The following is a 19,374-nucleotide window of genomic DNA, read 5'->3' on the forward strand; positions in this document are numbered from 1 at the left end:
CCCGCTTCGTCGTCGGATGCGGTCAGAGACCGAGCTGGCGGCGTACCTCGGCGGCGACCCGGCCGCCCTCGGCCCGGCCCGCCACCGCGGCCTGGGCCGCCTTCATGGCCGGGCCCATCTGCGCCTTACCGGTGAAGCCGCCCGCGGCGAGCGCGCCCGAGACCAGCTCGGCCAGCTCGTCGTCGGAGAGCTGCTTCGGCAGGTAGCGCTCCAGCACCTCACCCTCGGCGGTCTCCTTGCCGGCCTGCTCCGCGCGACCCGCGTCGGCGAAGGCGGTGGCCGCCTCGCGGCGCTTCTTCGCCTCCTTGGTCAGCACCGCGAGCACCTCGTCGTCGCTCAGCTCGCGCTTTTCCCTGCCGGCGACCTCGGCGGTGCCGACGGCCGCGAGGGCCATCCGCAGCGTGGAGGTGGTCAGCGCATCGCGCGCCTTGAGGGCGGCGCGCATGTCGGCGGTGAGGCGGTCCTTCAGCGTGCTCATGGACGGTCAAACTACCCTGAACGCCATGCGAAAGCGCACACTATTCCGGCTCGCGGCCGGAACCGTCGCCGCCGGGGCGGCCACCCTGGCGTACGCGTCGCTCATCGAGCGCAACATGTTCACCCTGCGGCGGTACGACGTACCGGTGCTCCCCACCGACGCCGAGCCGCTGCGCGTACTGCACCTGTCGGACCTGCACATGATGCCCGACCAGCGGCGCAAGCAGGACTGGGTGGCCTCGCTGGCCGCCCTCGACCCCGATCTGGTGGTGGTCACCGGGGACAACATGGCCCACCCGGACGCGGTGCCGGGCGTGCTGCGCGCCCTGCAACCGCTGCTCGACCTGCCCGGCGCCTTCGTCTTCGGCTCCAACGACTACACCGGGCCGGTCCTGAAGAACCCGTTCACCTACTTCCTGCCGGACCGGGAGTACACCGAGGGCGTGCCGCTGCCGTACGAGGAGCTGCGCGACGTCTTCACCGGCGCCGGCTGGGTGGACCTCAACAACGCGCGGACCACCCTCAAGGCCGGGGGCCGGGAGATCGAGCTGGCCGGCGTGGACGACCCGCACATCGAGCGGGACGACTGGTCGGCCGTGGCTGGGCCGGTCAGCGCGGGCGGGGCGCTCTCCATCGCCCTGGCCCACTCCCCGGAGCCGGCCGTGCTGGACCGGATGGCCGCCGACGGCTTCGGGCTCCTGCTCGCCGGGCACACCCACGGTGGACAGGTCTGCGTGCCCGGCTACGGCGCGCTGGTCACCAACTGCGGGCTGCCCCGGTCGATGGCGCGCGGGCTGCACCGCTGGCCCGGCTCCGACTCCTGGCTGCACGTCTCGGCGGGCCTGGGCACCCATCCCACCGCGCCGGTGCGCTTCGCCTGCCCCCCGGAGGCGAGCATCCTCACCCTGATTCCCCGCTGACCGGCCCGCGTCCCGGGGCGGGGGTACGGAGTTTGACCATCGGAGCGGGTGGGCTACTATTTGTCGGCACGCCTCGGGGTGTGGCGCAGCTTGGTAGCGCGCTTCGTTCGGGACGAAGAGGTCGTCGGTTCGAATCCGGCCACCCCGACCAGAGGTAAGCGGCCGCATCCGGTTCCACCGGGTGCGGCCTCTTCGCTTTCGCGGACCCACCACCGAGTTGTGGCGCGGCTCACCCGGGCGCCTGGCACGGAACCTGGCCGACCGGGGTTACCGGCTTCCGGTCACGGGCGGTTGATCAATCTTCCTGGCAAGGTTGATGTCATGGCCGCCATGATCCGATCCCGCCTGACCGATTGGACCACCCTCCTGCCCCTGATCGCGGTTCTGGTGCTCGCGGCCACCTGGGGCCGGGACCTGCCCGGCCCGCTGATCGTGGTGGTGGCCGCGCTGCTCGCCGGGGCGGTGCTCGCCGCCGTGCACCACGCCGAGGTGGTGGCGCACAAGGTGGGCGAGCCGTTGGGCTCGCTGGTGCTCGCGGTGGCGGTCACCGTGATCGAGGTCGGTCTGATCGTCACGCTGATGATCAGCGGCGGCGACAAGACGCAGGCGCTGGCCCGGGACACCGTCTTCGCCGCCGTGATGATCACCTGCAACGGGATCCTCGGCCTGTCGCTGCTGCTCGGCGCGCTGCGCCGGCGGATCGCGGTGTTCAACCCGGAGGGCACCGGCGGGGCACTGGCCACCGTGGCCACGCTCGCCACCCTCAGCATGGTGGTGCCTACCTTCACCACGAGCCGGCCCGGCCCGGAGTTCTCCCCCGCGCAACTGGCCTTCGCGGCGGTCGCCTCGCTCGCCCTGTACGGCCTGTTCGTGATGGTGCAGACCGGCCGGCACCGCGACTACTTCCTGCCGGTGACGCAGGAGGGCAGCATCATGCCCGAGGACGCCGACGGCGACGGGCACGCCGACCCGCCGTCCACCCGCACGGCGCTGGTCAGCCTGGCGCTGCTGGTGGTGGCTCTGGTCGCGGTGGTCGGGGACGCGAAGACCATCTCCCCGGCGATCGAGGCGGGCGTCGAGGCGGCGAACCTGCCGCAGGCGTTCGTCGGCGTGGTCATCGCCCTGCTGGTGCTGCTGCCGGAGACCCTCGCCGCCGCCCGGGCGGCCCGCCGGGACCGGGTGCAGATCAGCCTCAACCTGGCGCTCGGCTCGGCCATGGCCAGCATCGGCCTGACCATCCCGGCCATAGCGCTGGCCTCGATCTGGCTGGACGGCCCGCTGCTGCTGGGCCTGGGCGGCACCCAGCTGACGCTGCTCGCGCTGACCGCGGTGACCGGCGTGCTCACCGTGGTGCCGGGCCGCGCGACCGTGCTCCAGGGCGGGGTGCACCTGGTGCTGCTCGCCGCGTTCGTCTTCCTCGCCGCCAGCCCGTGACCGTCACGGACGGCGGTCAGTCGTGCAGTTCGGTGCGGGCGACCTCGGCGAACGCGGCCGACAGGTAGTCGGCCAGGGGCCGCCCGGTGGCCGCCAGCAGGTCGGCGACGAGCAGCGGGGCGTGCCGGGCGATCGCGGCCGCATCCGGCGGTGCGTCGTCGTCGCCCGGGTCGTAGACGCCGAGCGCGCTCGCCAGCAGCACCAGCAGCACGTGCGGGTCGACGTCGGGCCGCCATGCCGCGGTGGACCGGACGCACCGCTCCAGCACCTGACGGATGTCGTCGCCGTCCAGCCCGTCCGCGTGGCTCTCCTCCAGCAGCAACCGGACCACGCCGCCGAGCACCAGCCCGGCCCGGTCCGCGGCGGCGAGCCGCTCGACCGCCGGCTCGTACGCCGCACCGTCGCGCTCGGCGGCGGCGGTCACGGCCTCCGTGGCAGCCTCGGCGATCTCCCGGGCGGATGCGGGGAGGTGGCGCCAGGTCGTGGTCACCGGGCCAGCATGGCAGACCGCACCGACAGGTCGCCGGTCAGCCGCACCGGCGGCGCCCGGCCCGGGCCCGCTGGAAGGTTTCGAGCTCGAATATCCGGGGCACCGAGATCCGCACCGTTGATCGAGCGGCACGCGGCGCCCGAGATGCCGGATGCACTCGGTCGTACGTCATGAGAGACCGTGGCACGCGACGCGCGTACCGGAATGGAGCTGACCGTGAGCACACCGGAACTCACACCGCTGTCCCTGGACGAGTTGGCCGCGGAGGCGGCGACCGCACTGCCCACCAAGGAGGTGATTTCTCTCCTCGACCTCAACGTGGACCTCGACCTCGGGCTGGATCTCGCGGCGCCGATCGACCTCGCGGTGGCCGCCAACGCCAATGTCGCCGCCCCGATCGACGCCGCCGTGGGTGCCAACATCCTCTCCACGGGCTCGACCGCGGCCGCCCTGTCCGACCAGGGCGTCCTCATCGACCAGACCATCTCCGGCCACGCGATCGCCACCGCTCCCCAGGACAGCGCGATCGACCAGTCCAACGACGTGATCGACGACGGCACGACCGACGCGGGCCCCACGGACCCGGGCACCACCGAACCCGGCGCCGGTGACACGAACGACGGGGATGTCACCGTCCCGACCGACCCGGCGTCGATGCTCGACGGCGACCTGCTGAACGTCGACGTCAACGTGGCCCTCGACGCCGACCTCGCCGCGCCGGTCGCCGGCGCGGTCGCCGCCAACGCCAACGTCGCGGCCCCGATCGACGCCGCCGTCTCCGCGAACGTCGCGTCGGTGGACTCCAGCGCCACCGCCATCTCCCAGCAGGACGCGATCATCACCCAGCATCTCGACGACGTGACGGCTCGCGCCACGGCCGACCAGCAGGCCGAGATCACCCAGTAGCGCGATGAGTGTCATCTCGCCGTCCGGCCCGATCACCCCGCAAGGGCGGGGCGCCGTCAGCACGGTGCTCCGCCCTGCGGGGGGTCCCCGACCGGACCCGGACACCGCCGAGGCCACCGGCTCCGGCCCGCGGGAGGTCGTGCCCGCCCACGCGCCAGGACTGGAACTGCTGGGCGAACTGCCGGGCTCCGGGTACCGCCAGCCACCCGGGCTGGTACGGCGGGCCGACGGCCAGACCTGCCAGCTCACCCGGCTGCTGTACCTCGTTCTCGAGGCGATGGACGGCCGGCGCGGCTACCCGGAGATCGCGGCGCTGGTCAGCGGGAGGATCGACCGTCTGGTCACCGCGGACAACGTCCGGATGCTGACCGAGCAGAAGCTGCGCCCGCTCGGGCTCATCCGGCGAACCGACGGCTCCGCCCCGACGGCACGCAAGGCCAATCCCCTGCTGGCGCTGCGGTTCCGGCTCGTGGTCTCCAACCCCCGGGTGACCCGACGGATCACCCGGCCGTTCGCGGTCCTGTTCCGACCCCTGGTCGTCGCCCTCGTCCTGGTCGCCTTCCTGCTGTCCACCGGATGGGTGCTGTTCGAGAAGGGGCTCGCCTCCGCCACCCACCAGGTGTTCGACAGGCCGGGTCTGCTGCTGCTGGTCTTCGCCATCACCATCGTCTCGGCCGGCTTCCACGAGTTCGGGCATGCCGCGGCCTGCCGGTACGGCGGCGCCACCCCCGGCACCATGGGTGTGGGCCTGTACCTGGTCTGGCCCGCCTTCTACACCAACGTCGACGACAGCTACCGCCTGGGACGGGCGGGCCGGATCCGCGTCGACCTCGGCGGCCTGTACTTCAACGCGATCGTCGCGGTGGCGATCTTCGCCACCTGGGCGATCACCCGGTGGGACGCGCTGCTGCTCGTCATCGTGGCCCAGGTGCTGCAGATGCTCCGGCAACTGGCGCCGTTCGTCCGCTTCGACGGCTATCACATCCTGGCGGACCTGACCGGGGTGCCGGACCTCTACGCCCGCATCAAGCCGACGCTGCTCGGCCTGCTTCCGACCCGGTGGAACCGCCCGGAGTCCAAGGTGCTGAAGCCGTGGGCCCGGGTCGTGGTGACCCTGTGGGTGCTGATCGTGGTGCCCCTGCTCCTGATCACGCTGGTGCTGATGGTGACGGCCCTGCCCCGGGTCGTGGCGACCGCCTGGCAGGGCCTGCGGCGCCAGTCGGTGCTCCTGGTCGCGAACTGGGTGGACGGGGACGTCCCCAGTATCGGCGTCCGGCTGCTGTCCGTGCTCGCCATCTGCCTGCCCCTGCTCGGCACGGCGTACCTCCTGATCCGGCTGGTGCGGCGGACGGTCCGCTCGGTCTGGCGGGCCACGGCGGGCCGGCGGCTGCACCGCGTCGGCGCCGTGGTGGCCGGCGGCGCGCTGGTGGCGGCCCTGGTCTGGGCCTGGTGGCCGGACCCGGCGACGTACCGGCCGGTGCAGGAGCACGAGCGCGGCACCGTCGCCGACGTGCTGCCCGCCGGGCAGCGGCATTCCGCCGTGCCGGCGGTCGAGCCGCCGCTCCGGGTCGGGGAGCGGCGAACGGTGACCACCGTCTGGCCCGGCGCCACCACGCCACCCACCCCGGGCGAGCAGCGGCTGGCGCTCGTCCTAGTGCCCCGGGAGCCCGCCTCGCCGGCCGGGGCCCACCCGCGATCGACCTGGGTCTTCCCGTTCAACCCGCCGGAGGCGCCGGGCCCGGGAGACAACCAGGCCCTGGCGGTCAACACCCGGGACGGCTCCACCGTCTACGACGTGGCGTTCGCCCTCGTGTGGGCCGACGGGGACGAGGGCGACGTCGACAACCGCAACGAGGCCTACGCCCTGGCGAGCTGCCGGGACTGCCGCACGGTGGCGGTCTCGTTTCAGGTGGTGCTCGTCGTCGGGCCCGCCGACGTGATCGTGCCGGAGAACGTGTCGGCGGCCGTGAACTACTCCTGCCGGGACTGCCAGACGTACGCGGTGGCCTCGCAACTCGTGTTCACCCTGCCCAAGGGGCTGAGCGACGACACGAAGGACCGCATCACCGCGCTGTGGCGGGAGATCGAGCGGTTCGGCCGGCACATCCGGGGGCTCGGTCCCCAGGAGATCCAGGCCCGCCTGGAGGGGTTCAAGGCGCAGATCGTGGCGATCGTCGGGCAGGACCCGGCCGTCGCGGCGACGACCGGCGGCACGCCCTCCCCGACCGCGGCGACGCCGATGCCCGCCGCCGGCCTGACCCCTAGCCCCACCGACACGCCGTCCGTCGCGCCGTCGGCGCCCGCCGGCCCCACCGCGCCGGCGGCCGCCGGGACCCCGTCGCCCGCGGACTCCGCCTCCACCTCGCCGGGAGTCACCCCGTCCGGTACGACTCCGGAGGCGACCGCGGCGGCAGTGGAATCACCGTCGGCCGTCGCAACCGAAGGGTCACCGCCGGCCGCCACGGTCGACGGGTCGGCGTTGCCGACACCGACGCCGATCGGCTGAGACCCACCTCACCCCGTGAGCAGCGGGGTGAGGTGGGCCACCCGAAAACCGTTCGCCGCCTGTCGTACCCCGGCAACAGAATCCAGGCATGCTGCGCCGCGCCCTGCCCGCCCGTCCCGAAGCCCGCCGGATCATGCTCGGCACCCTGCTGTCGGCCGTCGGGCGCGGCCTCACCCTGCCCTTCCTCTTCATCTACCTCACCGACGTACGCGGGCTGAGCGACGCCCGCGCCGGCCTGGTGATCGGCTGGTTCGGCGCGGTGACGTTGGCGCTGTCGCCGCTGGGCGGCACGCTGATCGACCGGTTCGGCGCGCGTCGGGTGGTGCTGCCGTGCCTGGCCGTCGAGGCGATCGGCACCGGCTCGCTGGCGCTGGTCGACTCGACCGCGTCGGCGTTCGGCGTGATGACGCTGATCGCTGTCGGCAGCTCGGCGATCTGGTCCGGCCAGAACACCATCCTCGCCTCGCTCACCGGCGACGGTGAGCGGCAGCGGGTGTTCGGGTTGAACTTTGCGCTGCTCAACCTGGGCATCGGCGTGGGCGGCCTGATCTCCGGCGCGGTGGTCGACATCGCCCGGCCGCTCACCTTCCAGGCCATCTACGTGCTGGACGCGGTGAGCTACCTGATGCCGGGCCTGATCCTGCTGACCCTGCCGCACGTCGGCCATCGCCTGGTCAAGGACCGGGCGGCGGACGCCGCACCGGGGGCCGGGGGCTATCTCGCCGTGCTGCGCGACCGGCCGTTCCGCCGGCTGGTCCTCTTCGGCCTGGTCCTCACCACCTGCGGTTACGCGCAGATCGAGGTGGGCTTCGCCGCGTACTCGGTGCGGGTGGTGGAGGTGTCACCCCGCGTGGTGGCGTGGGCGCTCGCGGGCAACACCGTGATGATCGTGGTCTCCCAGCTGCTGGTGATCCGCCGGATGGAGGGGCGGAGCCGGACCGGCGCGCTCGCCGCGGTGGGCGCGGTCTTCGCGACCGCCTGGCTGGTCCTCGGCGCGGCCGGACTGGTCGGCACGGGCAACGCGCTGCTCGCGGCGCTCGGCGTGGTGGCCTGCTCGGCGATCTTCGGGTTCGGCGAGACGATGCTGTCGCCGGTCATGCCGGCGCTGACCAACGCGCTCGCCACCGACGAGCTGCGCGGTCGCTACAACGCGATGAGCTCGATGATCTTCGGGATCAGCGGGGTCATCGGCCCGGTCACCGCGGGCCCGCTGATCGGCGCGGCGCACGGCCGGCTCTGGGTGGCGGTCGTGGTGGGCGGGTGCCTGATCGCCTCGGTGCTGGCCCTGTCGCTGCGCCGGCTGCTCACCACCGCGCAGGACGGCCGCGTCGCCGCCGCGGTCCGGGAGCCGGAGCCCGCGCACGCCTGAGCTTGTCGCGGCACACGAACGGGCCCCGGAGCATCCGCTCCGGGGCCCGTTCGTCATGCGGTCGGCCGTCAGGCGGCGGGGACCTCCGCGGTGGTCTGGATCCGGTCCAGCGCCGGCGCGGAGACTGGCGACTTCTCGGTCAGGTACGCGGTGAAGGCGTCCAGGTCGATCAGGCCGGTGACGGCGTTCGTGCCACCGGTGAGCACGCTGAAGCCGTCGCCACCGCCGGCGAGGAAGTTGTTCACCGTGACCCGGTAGGTCGCGGTGTCGCTCACCGGGGTGCCGTTGATGGTGAGGCTGCCCCGGACCACGCGGGTGCCGGTGCACGGCGACGCGGCCGGCGCGGTGGTGCCGTTGACGTCGACGACGTAGTGCACGGTCGAGGACGCGTACAGCACCTTGGCGGTGGTGAACTGCTGCTCCAACATGCAGTAGAGCTGGGCGCCGGTCAGGTCCAGGGTCACCAGGTTGTTGGCGAACGGCTGGACGGTGAACGCCTCGGCGTAGGTGACCGGGCCGGCGTCGAGGTCGGCGCGGACACCACCGGGGTTCATGAACGCGGCGACCGCGTTCTGCTCGTTGTCGGTGGCGGCGAGCTGGGCGTCGGCGATCAGGTTGCCCAGCGGCGACTCACCGGTCTGGTACGTCGGCTTGCCGTTAACGTCGACCCCGGTCTGGTACAGGTTCTCCTGGGTCTTGGTGAGCACGCTCGTGGTCTCGCCGACCACCTTGTCGGCCACCGGGCCGAGGGCGGTCTTGTAGCGGTTGATCAGCTCGGTGCTGGCCGGGTCCTTCGGGACGTCCCGGGTGACCACGACGTTGTTCGCCGAGGCGCTGACGATGTCCTTGGTCCGCCGGTCGATCTTCAGGTCGATGTCGGTGACCAGGCGGCCGAAGGAGCTGGCGCTGGTGACGAGCTTGCCGTTGATGTTGCAGTTGTAGGCGGCGTGGGTGTGCCCGCTGACGATCACGTCGATGGACGGGTCCATCCGGTTCGCGATGTCGACGATGGGGCCGCTGAACCCGACGCAGTCGTTGATGCCGCCGCCGTTCTGGACGCCACCCTCGTGCAGCAGCACGACGATGGCCTGCACGCCCTGCTGGCGCAGGATGCGGGCGTACTTGTTGGCGGTGTCCGCCTCGTCGGCGAAGGACAGCCCGGCGACGCCCTGCTGGCTGACGATCTGCGGGGTGCCCTCCAGGGTCATCCCGATGAAGCCGATCTTGACGCCGTCGATCTTCTTGATGCCGTACGGCGGCAGCAGCGGCTTGCCGGTGGCGGTCTTGAAGGCGTTCGCCGAGAGGTACTGGAACTCGGCGCCCTTGAACGGGGTGCCGTCGGCGCAGCCGTCGACCGGGTGGCAGCCGCCGTTCTGCATCCGGAGCAGCTCGGTGGCGCCCTCGTCGAACTCGTGGTTGCCGACGCTGGTGAACTCGAGCCCGGCGAGGTTCATCTCCTCGACGGTGGGCTCGTCGTGGAACGCGGCGGAGAGCAGCGGGGAGGCGCCGATCAGGTCACCCGCGGCGACCGTGACGGTGTGCTCCCGCTCCTTCTTCGTGGTGCCGCGCAGCATCTCCAGCTGGGTGGCCAGGTATTCCGCGCCACCGGCGGTCTTACCGTCGATGGTGCCGCTGGAACCGGTCGGCGGCTCCAGGTTGCCGTGGAAGTCGTTGATGGCGAGCAGCTTGACGTCGATCGGCTTCGGACGGGCCTCGGCCTGGTCGGGGTGTACGGCGACCGCGGTGAACGCGGTGGCGGCGAGTGCGGCCAGGCCGACGGCGGCCCGGCGGCGCATCCCGGGGACGGACATGGAACTCCTCGTGAGATACCGGCGCGTGGTGTCCGGACGATGGTTCGCCCGGTGACCCTGATCCGTGGCGTGACAGGGGTCGATCGCGGAAGGCGGCAGTCGGGGGACACCGCCCCGCCGGGGGCAAGCTTCTCATCCGCCGGGCGAGAGGTCGACCGGAGCGGCACACAGAATGGTGAATATGGACGGCGACCTGTGCCGGTCTGCCCGACGAGTCGGACATGACGGGCAGGTGAAATCCTTCACGGCTCCCCGTTGTCGCCGGTCTGCAGTAGGAAGTTAGGCATGACGAACGGCACCACCTGGACGGTGGACTCGGTGCGCTCCGCCGACGGCACCACCATCGCGTACGAGACGGCCGGCGACGGGCCGCCGATCATCCTGGTCGGCGGGGCCTTCAACGACCGGAGCACCACGCGACCGCTGGCCGCCGCGCTCGCCGCCGACTTCACCGTGTACGGCTACGACCGCCGGGGTCGCGGCGACAGCGGTGACACCGGGCCGTACGCGGTGCAGCGCGAGATCGAGGACGTGGCGGCCCTGATCGACCGGGTGGGTGGCGCCGCCCGGCTCTACGGACTCTCCTCCGGCGCGATCCTCGCCGCGTACGCGGCGGCCGAGGGGGTCCCGGTCACCGGGTTGGCGCTCTTCGAGCCGCCCTTCCGGGCCGGCCCGCACGGGGGTCCCAAGCCGGGGCTGGCCGAGCGGTTGAGCGAACTGGTGTCGGCCGGCCGGCGCGACGACGCCGTCGCGCTGTTCCTGACCGACGCGGTCGGGGTGCCGCCCGAGGCGGTCGGCGGGATGCGCGAAGCGCCGGAGTGGTCCTGGATGGCGGGTCTGGCGCACACCCTGGCCTACGACACGACCGTCACCGGCTACGCCGGCCTGCCCACCGACCGGCTCACGGCGATCGCCGCCCCCACCGTGGTGGTGGACAGCACCGGCAGCCCGCCGTGGCTGCGGGACGCGGCCGTGGCGACCGCCGGGGCGATCCCCCGGGCCACCCACCTCAGCCTGTCGGGTGGCTTCCACGAGGTGCCGCCGGAGGTGCTGGCCCCCGCGCTGCGGGACGCCCTGCTGGGCTGAGCCGGTCCGGCGCCCACGGCGCCGACCCCCAGGGACCAGGGAGCCGGCGCCGTGCGCAGGGTGGACCAGCAGGAGGGTGCGGCGCCTGCTGGTCCACGAACAACTGCCGGCCGGGCATGCCCGTCGACGCTGCCAATGTCACCGAGGAACGCTTGCGCCGACAACCTCTGCGCAGGCAAATACAGCCGCCGGGTGGCCGATCCCGACCGAACGGTGACCCCGTTCTGCCGGTCCGCCCGGTAGCGCTCCCGATCACGGCGTCCACGTCTCCGCGACCAGTCGGCGAACCCCGGAGCGGGGCCAGTGTCCGGCGACCCCGGGCCGGTCCGCCAGGTAGTCGGTGGTCCGGGCGACGTCCCAGCCGTGCGCCTCACGCAGCCCGCGGGCGAGCATGCCGAGGTAGACCGGGGCGGGCGAGGCCCACTCCACCTCGGACGCCGGGTGCGGGGCCGTGAAGGTGAGCATCGGCAGGCCGTCGCGGGTGCCGACCCGGAGCAGCGTCTCGTAGCGGCCCGGGCCGAGGGTGGCCCGGCCGGTCTCCGCCGCCACCCGGATCAGGTCCAGGTCCGCCCCGGGCGGCCGGTACATCTCCTGCGCCGCGATGTCGGCGAACTGCTCGACCGTCACCAGGTAGCCCCGCACGGCCGCTCGTCCGGGCAGCTCCGGGTCGTAGAACGCCATCCCGCCGGTCCAGGCGCGCGACTCGCCGGCGAAGTAGACGCCGCCGGGGATCGACCCGGCGACCGTCCGGCGGGGTGGTCGGCAGTCCCGGCAGCCCGGGTACGTGCGCAGCCCGCCGGGCGGCCGCCCACCACGGAGGTACCGGTCGAGGCGCGCCGCGTGCAGGTTCGAGCCGTACGCGACGTACCAGAGAAGCCGCTCCACTCCGGTCAGAACCAGCAGGTCCGCCCGGCGGCGTGGCTGACCTGCACGGTGTGCGTCACGCAGCCGCCGTCGGCCACCCGGTGCAGCAGGAAGGCGGTCGGCTCGGCGACCCACCCGATCTCCTCCTCGTCCGTCATGGCCAGGCTGACCTGCATCCAGGTGCTCGGCGCGGTGGTCAGCACCGTGCCGGCGAAAGCGCTGGTGACCGGCCGGTGCAGGTGGCCGGCGGCGACCCGGACCACATGGGGATGGCGCCCGATCACCTCGGCGAGAGCGTCGGCGTCGGTGAGCCCCATGGCGTCCATGGCCGGGACGCCGACCGCGACCGGCGGATGGTGCAGGCAGACGACGGCGGGCACCTCGGCGCGGCCGGCGAGCACCCCGTCGAGCCAGCCGAGCTGGTCGTCGCCGAGCCGCCCGGCGTCGCCGCCGGGGGCGAGCGAGTCGAGCATCACGAGCGTGCCGTCCGGCTGGTCCACGTGGTAGAAGGCCGAGAAGCCGCCACCCAGGTACGGGGTGCCGCCGAAGGTGTCGAGCAGGGACTCCCGGTCGTCGTGGTTGCCCGGTGCGAGGTGGACGGGCAGCGGAAAGCGCCCGATGATCTCGCGCAGCGCGAGGTACTCGTCCGGTCGGCCGTTGCTCACCAGGTCGCCGGTGATCACCACGCAGTCCGGCCGGGGGCGCAGGGCGAGCACCCGGCCGAGCGCCCGGTGCAGGCCGGACGCCTGCTCGGCGGCGAGCAGGCCGGTGGTCACGTGCGGGTCGCTGAGCTGGGCGATGAGCATCGGCGCCTCCTGACGAGCCCGGGACCCTCACGCTATCGTCGCCGCCCCCGACCGCGCGGCCCTGTCGCATCCACAGGTCCCGTCCACAGCCTGTGGATAGCACATGTGTACGAAGGTCGCCGGCTGCCGCGCTGGGTACCCTTGATCGCGCCCCGCCCCCTCCGAGCAGGAACGACGTGGATCACGAGCGAGTCGTCCGGGACGTCACGGTCCGCCTTCCGATGGCGTCGACCGCGCTGGAGGCGTGCCAGTGGACCGTCGCGGCGCTGGCCCGGCACACCCCGGCGACCGTCTCGATCCTGCTCCAGGTCCACGACCGGCTCCGCTGCGTCGCGGCCACCGGCGCCTGGCAGGTCTTCTCCACCGTGCCGCTGAAGACCCCGACCGACAACTCCGGCACGTCGCCCCTGAACCAGGAGCCGTCGATCGTGGCCCGGGTGTACGACTCCGGCGAGCCCGCCACCGTCCCCGACGTGACCGCCGACCCCGACTACCTCCCGGTACGCCCCGACGTCACCGCCGAGATCTGCGTGCCGGTACGGGACCGGGCGGGCCGCCCGCTCGGCGTGTTGGACCTCCAGTGGAGCGGCCCGGTCGAGACGGACCGGTGGCGGGAGACCGCGCAGCGGCTGGCCGACCGGCTCGGCGCCCGGATCACCGCGCTCGGCGGGCCGCCGGCCGAGAGCCGCAGCGAGAAGCTGCTCCGGCACGCCGCCGCGATGACCACCGCACCCACCGACTGGGACTTGATGACCGCCGCGATCGCCGCGGCCCGGGACGTCTCGGCGCTCTCCGCCGCCGTGCTGATCCTCCCCGGCCCCCGCGAACCCCGGCTGGGCACGCCGACGGGCACCCCCGGAGCGCTGGAGGCCCGGATCCGGGCCGAGGTGGCCGAGGCCGGCCCGGCGGCGCTCGCCCGGATGATCGCCCGCGCGCACCGGCACGGCTCGGCGTACACGCTGGGCGAGGAGGGGCATCCGCCGACCGAGGACTACCTGCCGCTGACCCGGGCCGGAGCGCGCACCCTGGTGGCGGTGCCGGTCGGCCCGCCGGACGGCGGCGGGGTGCTCCTGGTCGCCGACGAGCGGCTGCTGCGCCCGGACCCGACCACGGTCAACCTCATCGAGCTGCTGGCCGGGCAGGCGTGGATCTGCCTCGACCGGCTGCGTACGCTCGCCCGGCTGCGCGAGCAGGCCAGCTCGGACCCGCTCACCGGGCTGCGCCACACCGGGCCGTTCGGGCAGCGGATCGCGAGCGCCACGCCGGGGCGTACCGCCCTGCTAGCGATCGACGTGGACGGCTTCAAGGACGTCAACGACACGTACGGCCACCAGGCCGGCGACCAGCTGCTGGTGGGGCTGGCCCGGGCGCTGGAGGGGGCGCTGCGCCAGGGCGACGAGCTGTACCGGACCGGCGGCGACGAGTTCGTCGCGGTGATCGAGGTGAGCCGCCCGGAGGAGGCCGTCCGCATCGCCGAGCGGCTCACCGAGGCCGCCCGCCGCACCGGCCGGACGATCAGCGTCGGCGTCGCCCTTCCGCGGCCCGGCGAGACCCCGGAGCGGACCCTGCGCCGCGCCGACCAGGCCCTCTACGCCGTCAAGCGGCACGGCCGCGACGGCGTGCACCTCTCCGCCGCCTGACCGGCGCGGCCGCCCGCGCCTCGCAGCGGGGCGGACGCCGGACGGATCAGCGGGTCAGCTCCTTGGCCAGCAGCTCGGCGATCTGGGCGGTGTTGAGGGCGGCGCCCTTGCGCAGGTTGTCGCCGGTGACGAAGAGGTCGAGGGCGCGCGGGTCGTCGACGGCTCGGCGGATCCGGCCGACCCAGGACGGGTCGGTGCCCACCGCGTCGATCGGCATCGGGAACTCGCCGGCGGCCGGGTCGTCGACCAGGATCACGCCGGGCGCGTTGCGCAGCACCTCGCGGGCGCCCTCGGCGTCGACCTCGGTGGCGAAGACCGCGTGCACCGCGACCGAGTGACCGGTCACCACGGGCACCCGGACGCAGGTCGCGGAGACCTTGAGGTCGGGCAGCCCGAGGATCTTGCGCGACTCGTTGCGCATCTTCAGCTCCTCGGACGACCAGCCGCCGTCGGCGAGCGAGCCGGCCCAGGGCACCACGTTGAGCGCCAGCGGCGCGGGGAACGGGCCCAGCTCGTCGCCGACCGCCTGCCGGACGTCGCCCGGCCGGGAGCCGAGCACCCGGTCCCCGGCGATCTTGCCGAGCTGGGCGTGCAGCGTGTCCACGCCGGCCTGACCGGCCCCGGACACCGCCTGGTACGAGGCGAGGACCAGCTCGCGCAGGCCGTACTCGCGGTGCAGCGGGGCGATCGCCACGATCATCGCCAGGGTGGTGCAGTTGGCGTTGGCGATGATCCCCTTCGGCCGGTTGCGGACCTGCTCGGGGTTGATCTCGGGGACGACCAGCGGCACGTCCCGGTCCATGCGGAACGCGCCGGAGTTGTCCACCGCGACCGCGCCGCGGCTGACCGCGACCGGCGCCCACTCGGCCGAGACCGCGTCCGGGACGTCGAACATCGCCACGTCCACGCCGTCGAACGCCTCGGCGGTGAGCGCCTGGACGGTCAGCAACTCGCCCCGGCACTGAATCTGGCGGCCGACCGAGCGCTCGGAGGCGAGCAACCGGATCTGGCCCCACACGTTGCGGCGGGAGGAGAGGATCTGGCACATCACCGTGCCGACGGCACCGGTCGCGCCGACCACGGCGAGGGTGGGCAGCGACGACATCCGCGCTACCGCCCTGTGCCGGCGTAGACGACGGCCTCGGTGTCACCGCCCAGTTCGAAGGCGTCGTGGATGGCCCGGACCGCCTTGTCGAGGTCGGTGTCCCGGCAGACCACCGAGACCCGGATCTCCGAGGTGGAGATCATCTCGATGTTCACGCCGGCCGCGCCGAGGGCGGCGAAGAAGCCGGCCGCGACACCCGGGTGCGAGCGCATGCCGGCGCCGATCAGGGAGACCTTGCCGACGTGGTCGTCGTAGAGCAGGCCCTTGAACTTGACCTGCTCCTGGATCTTGCTGAGCGCGGCCATCGCGGTCGGGCCGTCGGTCTTGGGCAGCGTGAAGGAGATGTCCGTGCGGCCAGTGCCCTCGGTGGACACGTTCTGCACGATCATGTCGATGTTGATCTCGGCGCCGGCCACGGTGTCGAAGATCCGCGCGGCGGCACCCGGCTCGTCGGGCACCCCGACGATGGTGATCTTCGCCTCGCTGCGGTCGTGGGCGACCCCGGTGATCAGTGCCTGTTCCACAGGAAGATCCTCCATCGATCCGGTGACCATCGTGCCGGTGTTGGTCGAGTATGACGAACGGACGTGGATCGGCAACCCTGCGCGCCGGGCGTACTCGACGCTGCGCAGGTGCAGCACCTTGGCGCCGCAGGCGGCCAGTTCCAGCATCTCCTCGTAGGTGATGTGCTTGATGTGCCGGGCGTTCGGCACGATCCGCGGGTCGGCGGTGAAGACGCCGTCCACGTCGGTGTAGATCTCGCAGACGTCCGCGTCGAGCGCGGCGGCGAGGGCCACGGCCGTGGTGTCCGACCCGCCCCGGCCCAGCGTGGTGACGTCCTTGGTGTCCTGCGAGACGCCCTGGAAGCCGGCCACGATGACCACGGCGCCCTCGTCCAGCGCGCCCTTGAGGCGGCCCGGGGTGACGTCGATGATCCGCGCCCGGCCGTGCACCGAGGTGGTGAGCACGCCAGCCTGCGAGCCGGTGAACGAGCGGGCCTCGTAGCCCAGGTTGTGGATGGCCATGGCGAGCAGCGCCATGGAGATCCGCTCCCCGGCGGTGAGCAGCATGTCCAGCTCGCGGCCGGGCGGCAGCGGGCTGACCTGGTTGGCCAGGTCGAGCAGCTCGTCGGTGGTATCTCCCATGGCGGAGACCACCACGACCACGTCGTCGCCGGCCTTGCGGGCGGCCACGATGCGCTCGGCCACGCGCTTGATCCGCTCGGCGTTGGCGACGGAGGACCCGCCGTACTTCTGCACCACGAGTGCCACGACGGTGCACTCCCTCCCAGCGACGACCCTGAGCGTGCCGGCGCCGCCGGTTTCTTCGGTCCGGCGGCGCGTGTCAGACCTCCCCAGGGTATCGGGCGGCGCACGGCGCCGGATCGGGTGATCCCACCATCCGGCCCGGCGTGCGGCGGCTCACCGGCGCCGGCCCGGCCCCGCGACACGCCGGCCGGAACACCCGTCGGCGGGTCCCCGGAGCCCGGCCGGCACCGCAGAATGTCCCGGTGCACGCACACCGACGCGCGGCCCGGCGACTGACCGGCGCCCTGGCGCTCACCCTGCCCGCGCTCCTGCTCGCCTGCACCGCCGACCCGCCGAGCCCGGCCCCGACCAGCACCGCCGACCCCGTCCCGGCCGAGGTGGACGCGGCCCGGGACGAGCTCGCCGCGCTGGCCGCCGCCGCCCAGGACCGGCACCTCACCGCCACGTACACCTTCGAGCCGGCCGACGGCACCACCCGGACGGTCGCGGTGACCAGTGCGAACGACGGCACCTGGCGGGTGGACGTGCCCGGTTGGGGGCAGGGCGGCACGGTCGACGTCTCGCTCGCCGCCACCGGTGACGGGCTCTTCCAGTGCGCCCTGCCCTCGACCGGGTGGGCGCAGCCGGCCGGCTGCGTACGCCTCGGCGACGCCGACGACGCCGTGCCCCGCAAGCTGGACCCGCGGGTGCAGCACCCGTTCACCGACTGGCTGGACGTGCTCACCGACCGGCGGGCCCCGCTCGCCGTCTCGCCGGCCACCCCGCTGCCCGGGGTGAACGGCGAGTGCTACTCGGTCGAGTCGACCTCGGCCTCGCTGAACGCCCCGCTGGACGTGGGGATCTACTGCTACCTGCCGGACGGCACGCCGGCCGCGGTCCGGGCCGCCTTCGGCACCCTGAAGCTGGCCGGCGAGCCCGGTGCGGCGCCGGCCACCGTGCCGCTGGCCGGGCCGATCACCGAGGGCGAGCCGGTGAGCCGGGACGCGCCGTCGCCGACCGACAGCCCGAGCGCGGGAACGCCCTGACCCCGATGTCCGTTACGGGTGCTCTTGGCCACATCTGCCGGGGCGGATCGCGGGGGCAAAACGCACATCAGGGATGCTTCACCCCATGCCTGACCTCACCCCGCTGCTCGCCTTCCGCTGGAGCCCCCGCGCCTTCGACCCGGCCGCCGAGCTGACCGGCGACGAGGCCACCTCCCTGCTGGAGGCCGCCCGCTGGGCGCCCTCGGCCGGCAACACCCAGCCGTGGCGCTTCGCGCTCGGCCACCGGCAAAACGAGACGTGGAAGCGCATCCTGGTCAACCTGCCCGAGGGTGACCAACGCTGGGTGCGGCACGCCTCCGCCCTGGTCGTCGGCGCGCACACCGGCGGCGAGCCGGAACGGGCCGCCTACGACCTGGGCCAGGCCGTCGCCCACCTGACCGTGCAGGCCACCGCGCTCGGCCTGCACGTGCACCAGCTCACCCGCTTCGACCGCGCCTGCCTCGCCACCGAGCTGGACCTGGCGGTCGAGGTCCGGCCCCTGGTGGTGGCCGCGGTCGGCCGGCTCGGGGACCCGTTCGCGCTCCCCGAGGACCTCCGGGACCGGGAGACCGCACTGCGCCGCCGCCGGCCGCTCGCGGCCCTGCTCCTCGGCTGATCGCCCGACCGGTCGGGTCACCCGCCGCGGCTGGCCCGGACCAGGACCGTCGCGGCGTCGGTGTTGCGGTAGAGGACGTGCCGGCCCTGCCGGGACCGGGACACCAGCCCGGCGGCGTGCAGCGCGGCCAGGTGCTGCGACACGTTCCCACCCGACATCCCGGTGCGCCGGGCCAGGTCGGTGGTGGTGGCCGCCGCGTCGAGCAGGTGCAGCAACGCGGCCCGGCCCGCGCCGACCACCCGGGCCAGGGCGTCACCGGGCGGCGCCTCGACCGTCTCCCAGAGCGTGCCCACCGCCCGGACCGGGTACGCGCCGGCCGGCAGCGAGTCCTCCAGCAGGTTCCACAGCACCCGCCGGTCGGCGAAGATGCTGGGGTTCAGCGCCAGCCCGCGCCCGCGGAGGTCGAAGTCCCGCTCGAACGGGTCGTCGCTGACCACCCGGTCGCCCAACCAGCGCAGGCTCGAATGGAGCTGCGTGAACAGCCGACCGGCGCCGCCCTCCGCGAGCTGCGCGGCGCGGTACGCGACGTCGGCGTCGAGCAGCGCCCGCATCCGCGTCCAGTCGGGGGCGATCGCCTCGTCGTACCAGACCCGCATCGCGTCGACGACTTGCGGCAGCAGCCCGCGGGGGTCGGCGAGGAGCGCCTGCCCGAACGGGCTCAGCGGCCCGCGCGGAGTGGTCGCCAGCAGGTCCTGGACCACCACGTCCGGCGGCGTCGCGGCGATCTGCGCGAGCTGATCGGTCATCTCCAGGCCCGGCCGGGCCGCCGGCGTGAGGAAGTCGGGCAGCCAGCGGCGCGGTCGGGTCAGCTCCACCAGCGGGCGGACCCGAGCGACCACCTCCGGACGGCGCAGCGTCAGCCGGGCCCGGTCGATCCAGGGCAGGTGCACGGCGTAGCGGGCCGGATCGGCCAGCGCCCACATGCTCATGACCGTCTCGTTGGCCGGCGAGACGGCGAACCGCACTCCCGCGACGTCGGCCAGGGTGAACCGCAACTCGGACACGCGTACCCCCGCAGGCAGGATTCGGCTCAGCCTAAAAGGCTCGACCG

17 protein-coding genes and 1 tRNA gene are annotated in these 19,374 nt (G+C 73.5%); 10 read left to right on the forward strand and 8 right to left on the reverse strand.

Annotation, left to right across the window (positions count from 1 at the left end):
• Positions 1-22: 22 nt before the first annotated feature.
• On the reverse strand, positions 23-478 hold the full coding sequence (locus ACFYPD_RS05025; RefSeq protein WP_387108960.1) for a GatB/YqeY domain-containing protein: 456 nt from the start codon (positions 476-478) through the stop codon (positions 23-25).
• Between the two features lie 25 nt (positions 479-503).
• Between ACFYPD_RS05025 and ACFYPD_RS05030 the strand changes: the two genes are divergently transcribed.
• From ACFYPD_RS05030 to ACFYPD_RS05040, 3 genes are all read left to right on the forward strand, one after another.
• A complete protein-coding gene (locus ACFYPD_RS05030) occupies positions 504-1,397 on the forward strand; it encodes a metallophosphoesterase (protein ID WP_387108963.1) in 894 nt (297 codons plus the stop codon).
• A 74-nt stretch (positions 1,398-1,471) separates the two neighbouring features.
• Positions 1,472-1,548, forward strand: a tRNA-Pro gene (locus ACFYPD_RS05035).
• Positions 1,549-1,718: 170 nt separating this feature from the next.
• Positions 1,719-2,831, forward strand: coding sequence for a calcium:proton antiporter (locus ACFYPD_RS05040; RefSeq protein WP_387108965.1), 1,113 nt, complete (start codon positions 1,719-1,721; stop codon positions 2,829-2,831).
• 16 nt (positions 2,832-2,847) lie between these two features.
• Here the strand turns inward: ACFYPD_RS05040 and ACFYPD_RS05045 are convergent, their stop codons facing one another.
• A complete protein-coding gene (locus ACFYPD_RS05045; RefSeq protein WP_387108968.1) occupies positions 2,848-3,321 on the reverse strand; it encodes a hypothetical protein in 474 nt (157 codons plus the stop codon).
• 216 nt (positions 3,322-3,537) lie between these two features.
• Between ACFYPD_RS05045 and ACFYPD_RS05050 the strand changes: the two genes are divergently transcribed.
• The 3 genes from ACFYPD_RS05050 to ACFYPD_RS05060 all read left to right on the forward strand — a co-directional run bounded on the left by ACFYPD_RS05050 (position 3,538) and on the right by ACFYPD_RS05060 (position 8,102).
• Positions 3,538-4,227 (forward strand): hypothetical protein, encoded by a 690-nt coding sequence (locus ACFYPD_RS05050; RefSeq protein WP_387108971.1) that lies wholly within the window; start codon positions 3,538-3,540, stop codon positions 4,225-4,227.
• A 4-nt stretch (positions 4,228-4,231) separates the two neighbouring features.
• On the forward strand, positions 4,232-6,733 hold the full coding sequence (locus tag ACFYPD_RS05055; RefSeq protein WP_387108974.1) for a hypothetical protein: 2,502 nt from the start codon (positions 4,232-4,234) through the stop codon (positions 6,731-6,733).
• A gap of 88 nt (positions 6,734-6,821) precedes the next feature.
• Positions 6,822-8,102: an MFS transporter gene (locus ACFYPD_RS05060; protein ID WP_387108977.1), complete on the forward strand. Its 1,281-nt coding sequence runs from the start codon at positions 6,822-6,824 to the stop codon at positions 8,100-8,102.
• 68 nt (positions 8,103-8,170) lie between these two features.
• On the opposite strand, the gene ACFYPD_RS05065 is transcribed toward ACFYPD_RS05060, so the two are convergent.
• Positions 8,171-9,913 (reverse strand): bifunctional metallophosphatase/5'-nucleotidase, encoded by a 1,743-nt coding sequence (locus ACFYPD_RS05065; protein ID WP_387108979.1) that lies wholly within the window; start codon positions 9,911-9,913, stop codon positions 8,171-8,173.
• Between the two features lie 285 nt (positions 9,914-10,198).
• Here ACFYPD_RS05065 and ACFYPD_RS05070 point away from each other — a divergent pair, with 285 nt between their 5' ends.
• Positions 10,199-10,999, forward strand: a complete 801-nt coding sequence (locus ACFYPD_RS05070) for an alpha/beta fold hydrolase (RefSeq protein WP_387108982.1) — start codon at positions 10,199-10,201, stop codon at positions 10,997-10,999.
• 252 nt (positions 11,000-11,251) lie between these two features.
• Here ACFYPD_RS05070 and ACFYPD_RS05075 read toward each other — a convergent pair whose 3' ends face one another.
• Together ACFYPD_RS05075 and ACFYPD_RS05080 are read right to left on the reverse strand one after the other, a co-directional pair.
• Entirely contained in the window at positions 11,252-11,884 is a 633-nt protein-coding gene (locus ACFYPD_RS05075; RefSeq protein ID WP_387108984.1) for a histone deacetylase, read from the reverse strand.
• A gap of 5 nt (positions 11,885-11,889) precedes the next feature.
• Positions 11,890-12,669, reverse strand: a complete 780-nt coding sequence (locus ACFYPD_RS05080) for a phosphodiesterase (RefSeq protein WP_387108986.1) — start codon at positions 12,667-12,669, stop codon at positions 11,890-11,892.
• A 176-nt stretch (positions 12,670-12,845) separates the two neighbouring features.
• On the opposite strand from ACFYPD_RS05080, the gene ACFYPD_RS05085 reads away from it, so the two are divergent.
• A complete protein-coding gene (locus ACFYPD_RS05085; RefSeq protein ID WP_387108988.1) occupies positions 12,846-14,309 on the forward strand; it encodes a diguanylate cyclase in 1,464 nt (487 codons plus the stop codon).
• Positions 14,310-14,355: 46 nt separating this feature from the next.
• Here ACFYPD_RS05085 and ACFYPD_RS05090 read toward each other — a convergent pair whose 3' ends face one another.
• Positions 14,356-15,414 (reverse strand): aspartate-semialdehyde dehydrogenase, encoded by a 1,059-nt coding sequence (locus tag ACFYPD_RS05090; RefSeq protein ID WP_387108991.1) that lies wholly within the window; start codon positions 15,412-15,414, stop codon positions 14,356-14,358.
• A gap of 5 nt (positions 15,415-15,419) precedes the next feature.
• On the reverse strand, positions 15,420-16,685 hold the full coding sequence (locus ACFYPD_RS05095; RefSeq protein WP_151462326.1) for an aspartate kinase: 1,266 nt from the start codon (positions 16,683-16,685) through the stop codon (positions 15,420-15,422).
• Positions 16,686-16,924: 239 nt separating this feature from the next.
• Here ACFYPD_RS05095 and ACFYPD_RS05100 point away from each other — a divergent pair, with 239 nt between their 5' ends.
• Entirely contained in the window at positions 16,925-17,707 is a 783-nt protein-coding gene (locus ACFYPD_RS05100) for a hypothetical protein (RefSeq protein ID WP_387108993.1), read from the forward strand.
• A gap of 85 nt (positions 17,708-17,792) precedes the next feature.
• Entirely contained in the window at positions 17,793-18,323 is a 531-nt protein-coding gene (locus ACFYPD_RS05105; RefSeq protein ID WP_387108995.1) for a nitroreductase family protein, read from the forward strand.
• A 17-nt stretch (positions 18,324-18,340) separates the two neighbouring features.
• Here ACFYPD_RS05105 and ACFYPD_RS05110 read toward each other — a convergent pair whose 3' ends face one another.
• Positions 18,341-19,327, reverse strand: a complete 987-nt coding sequence (locus tag ACFYPD_RS05110) for a MarR family transcriptional regulator (RefSeq protein ID WP_387108997.1) — start codon at positions 19,325-19,327, stop codon at positions 18,341-18,343.
• Between the last annotated feature and the right edge of the window lie 47 nt (positions 19,328-19,374).

This window comes from Micromonospora sp. NPDC005299 (assembly GCF_042872345.1).
GTDB lineage: Bacteria > Actinomycetota > Actinomycetes > Mycobacteriales > Micromonosporaceae > Micromonospora.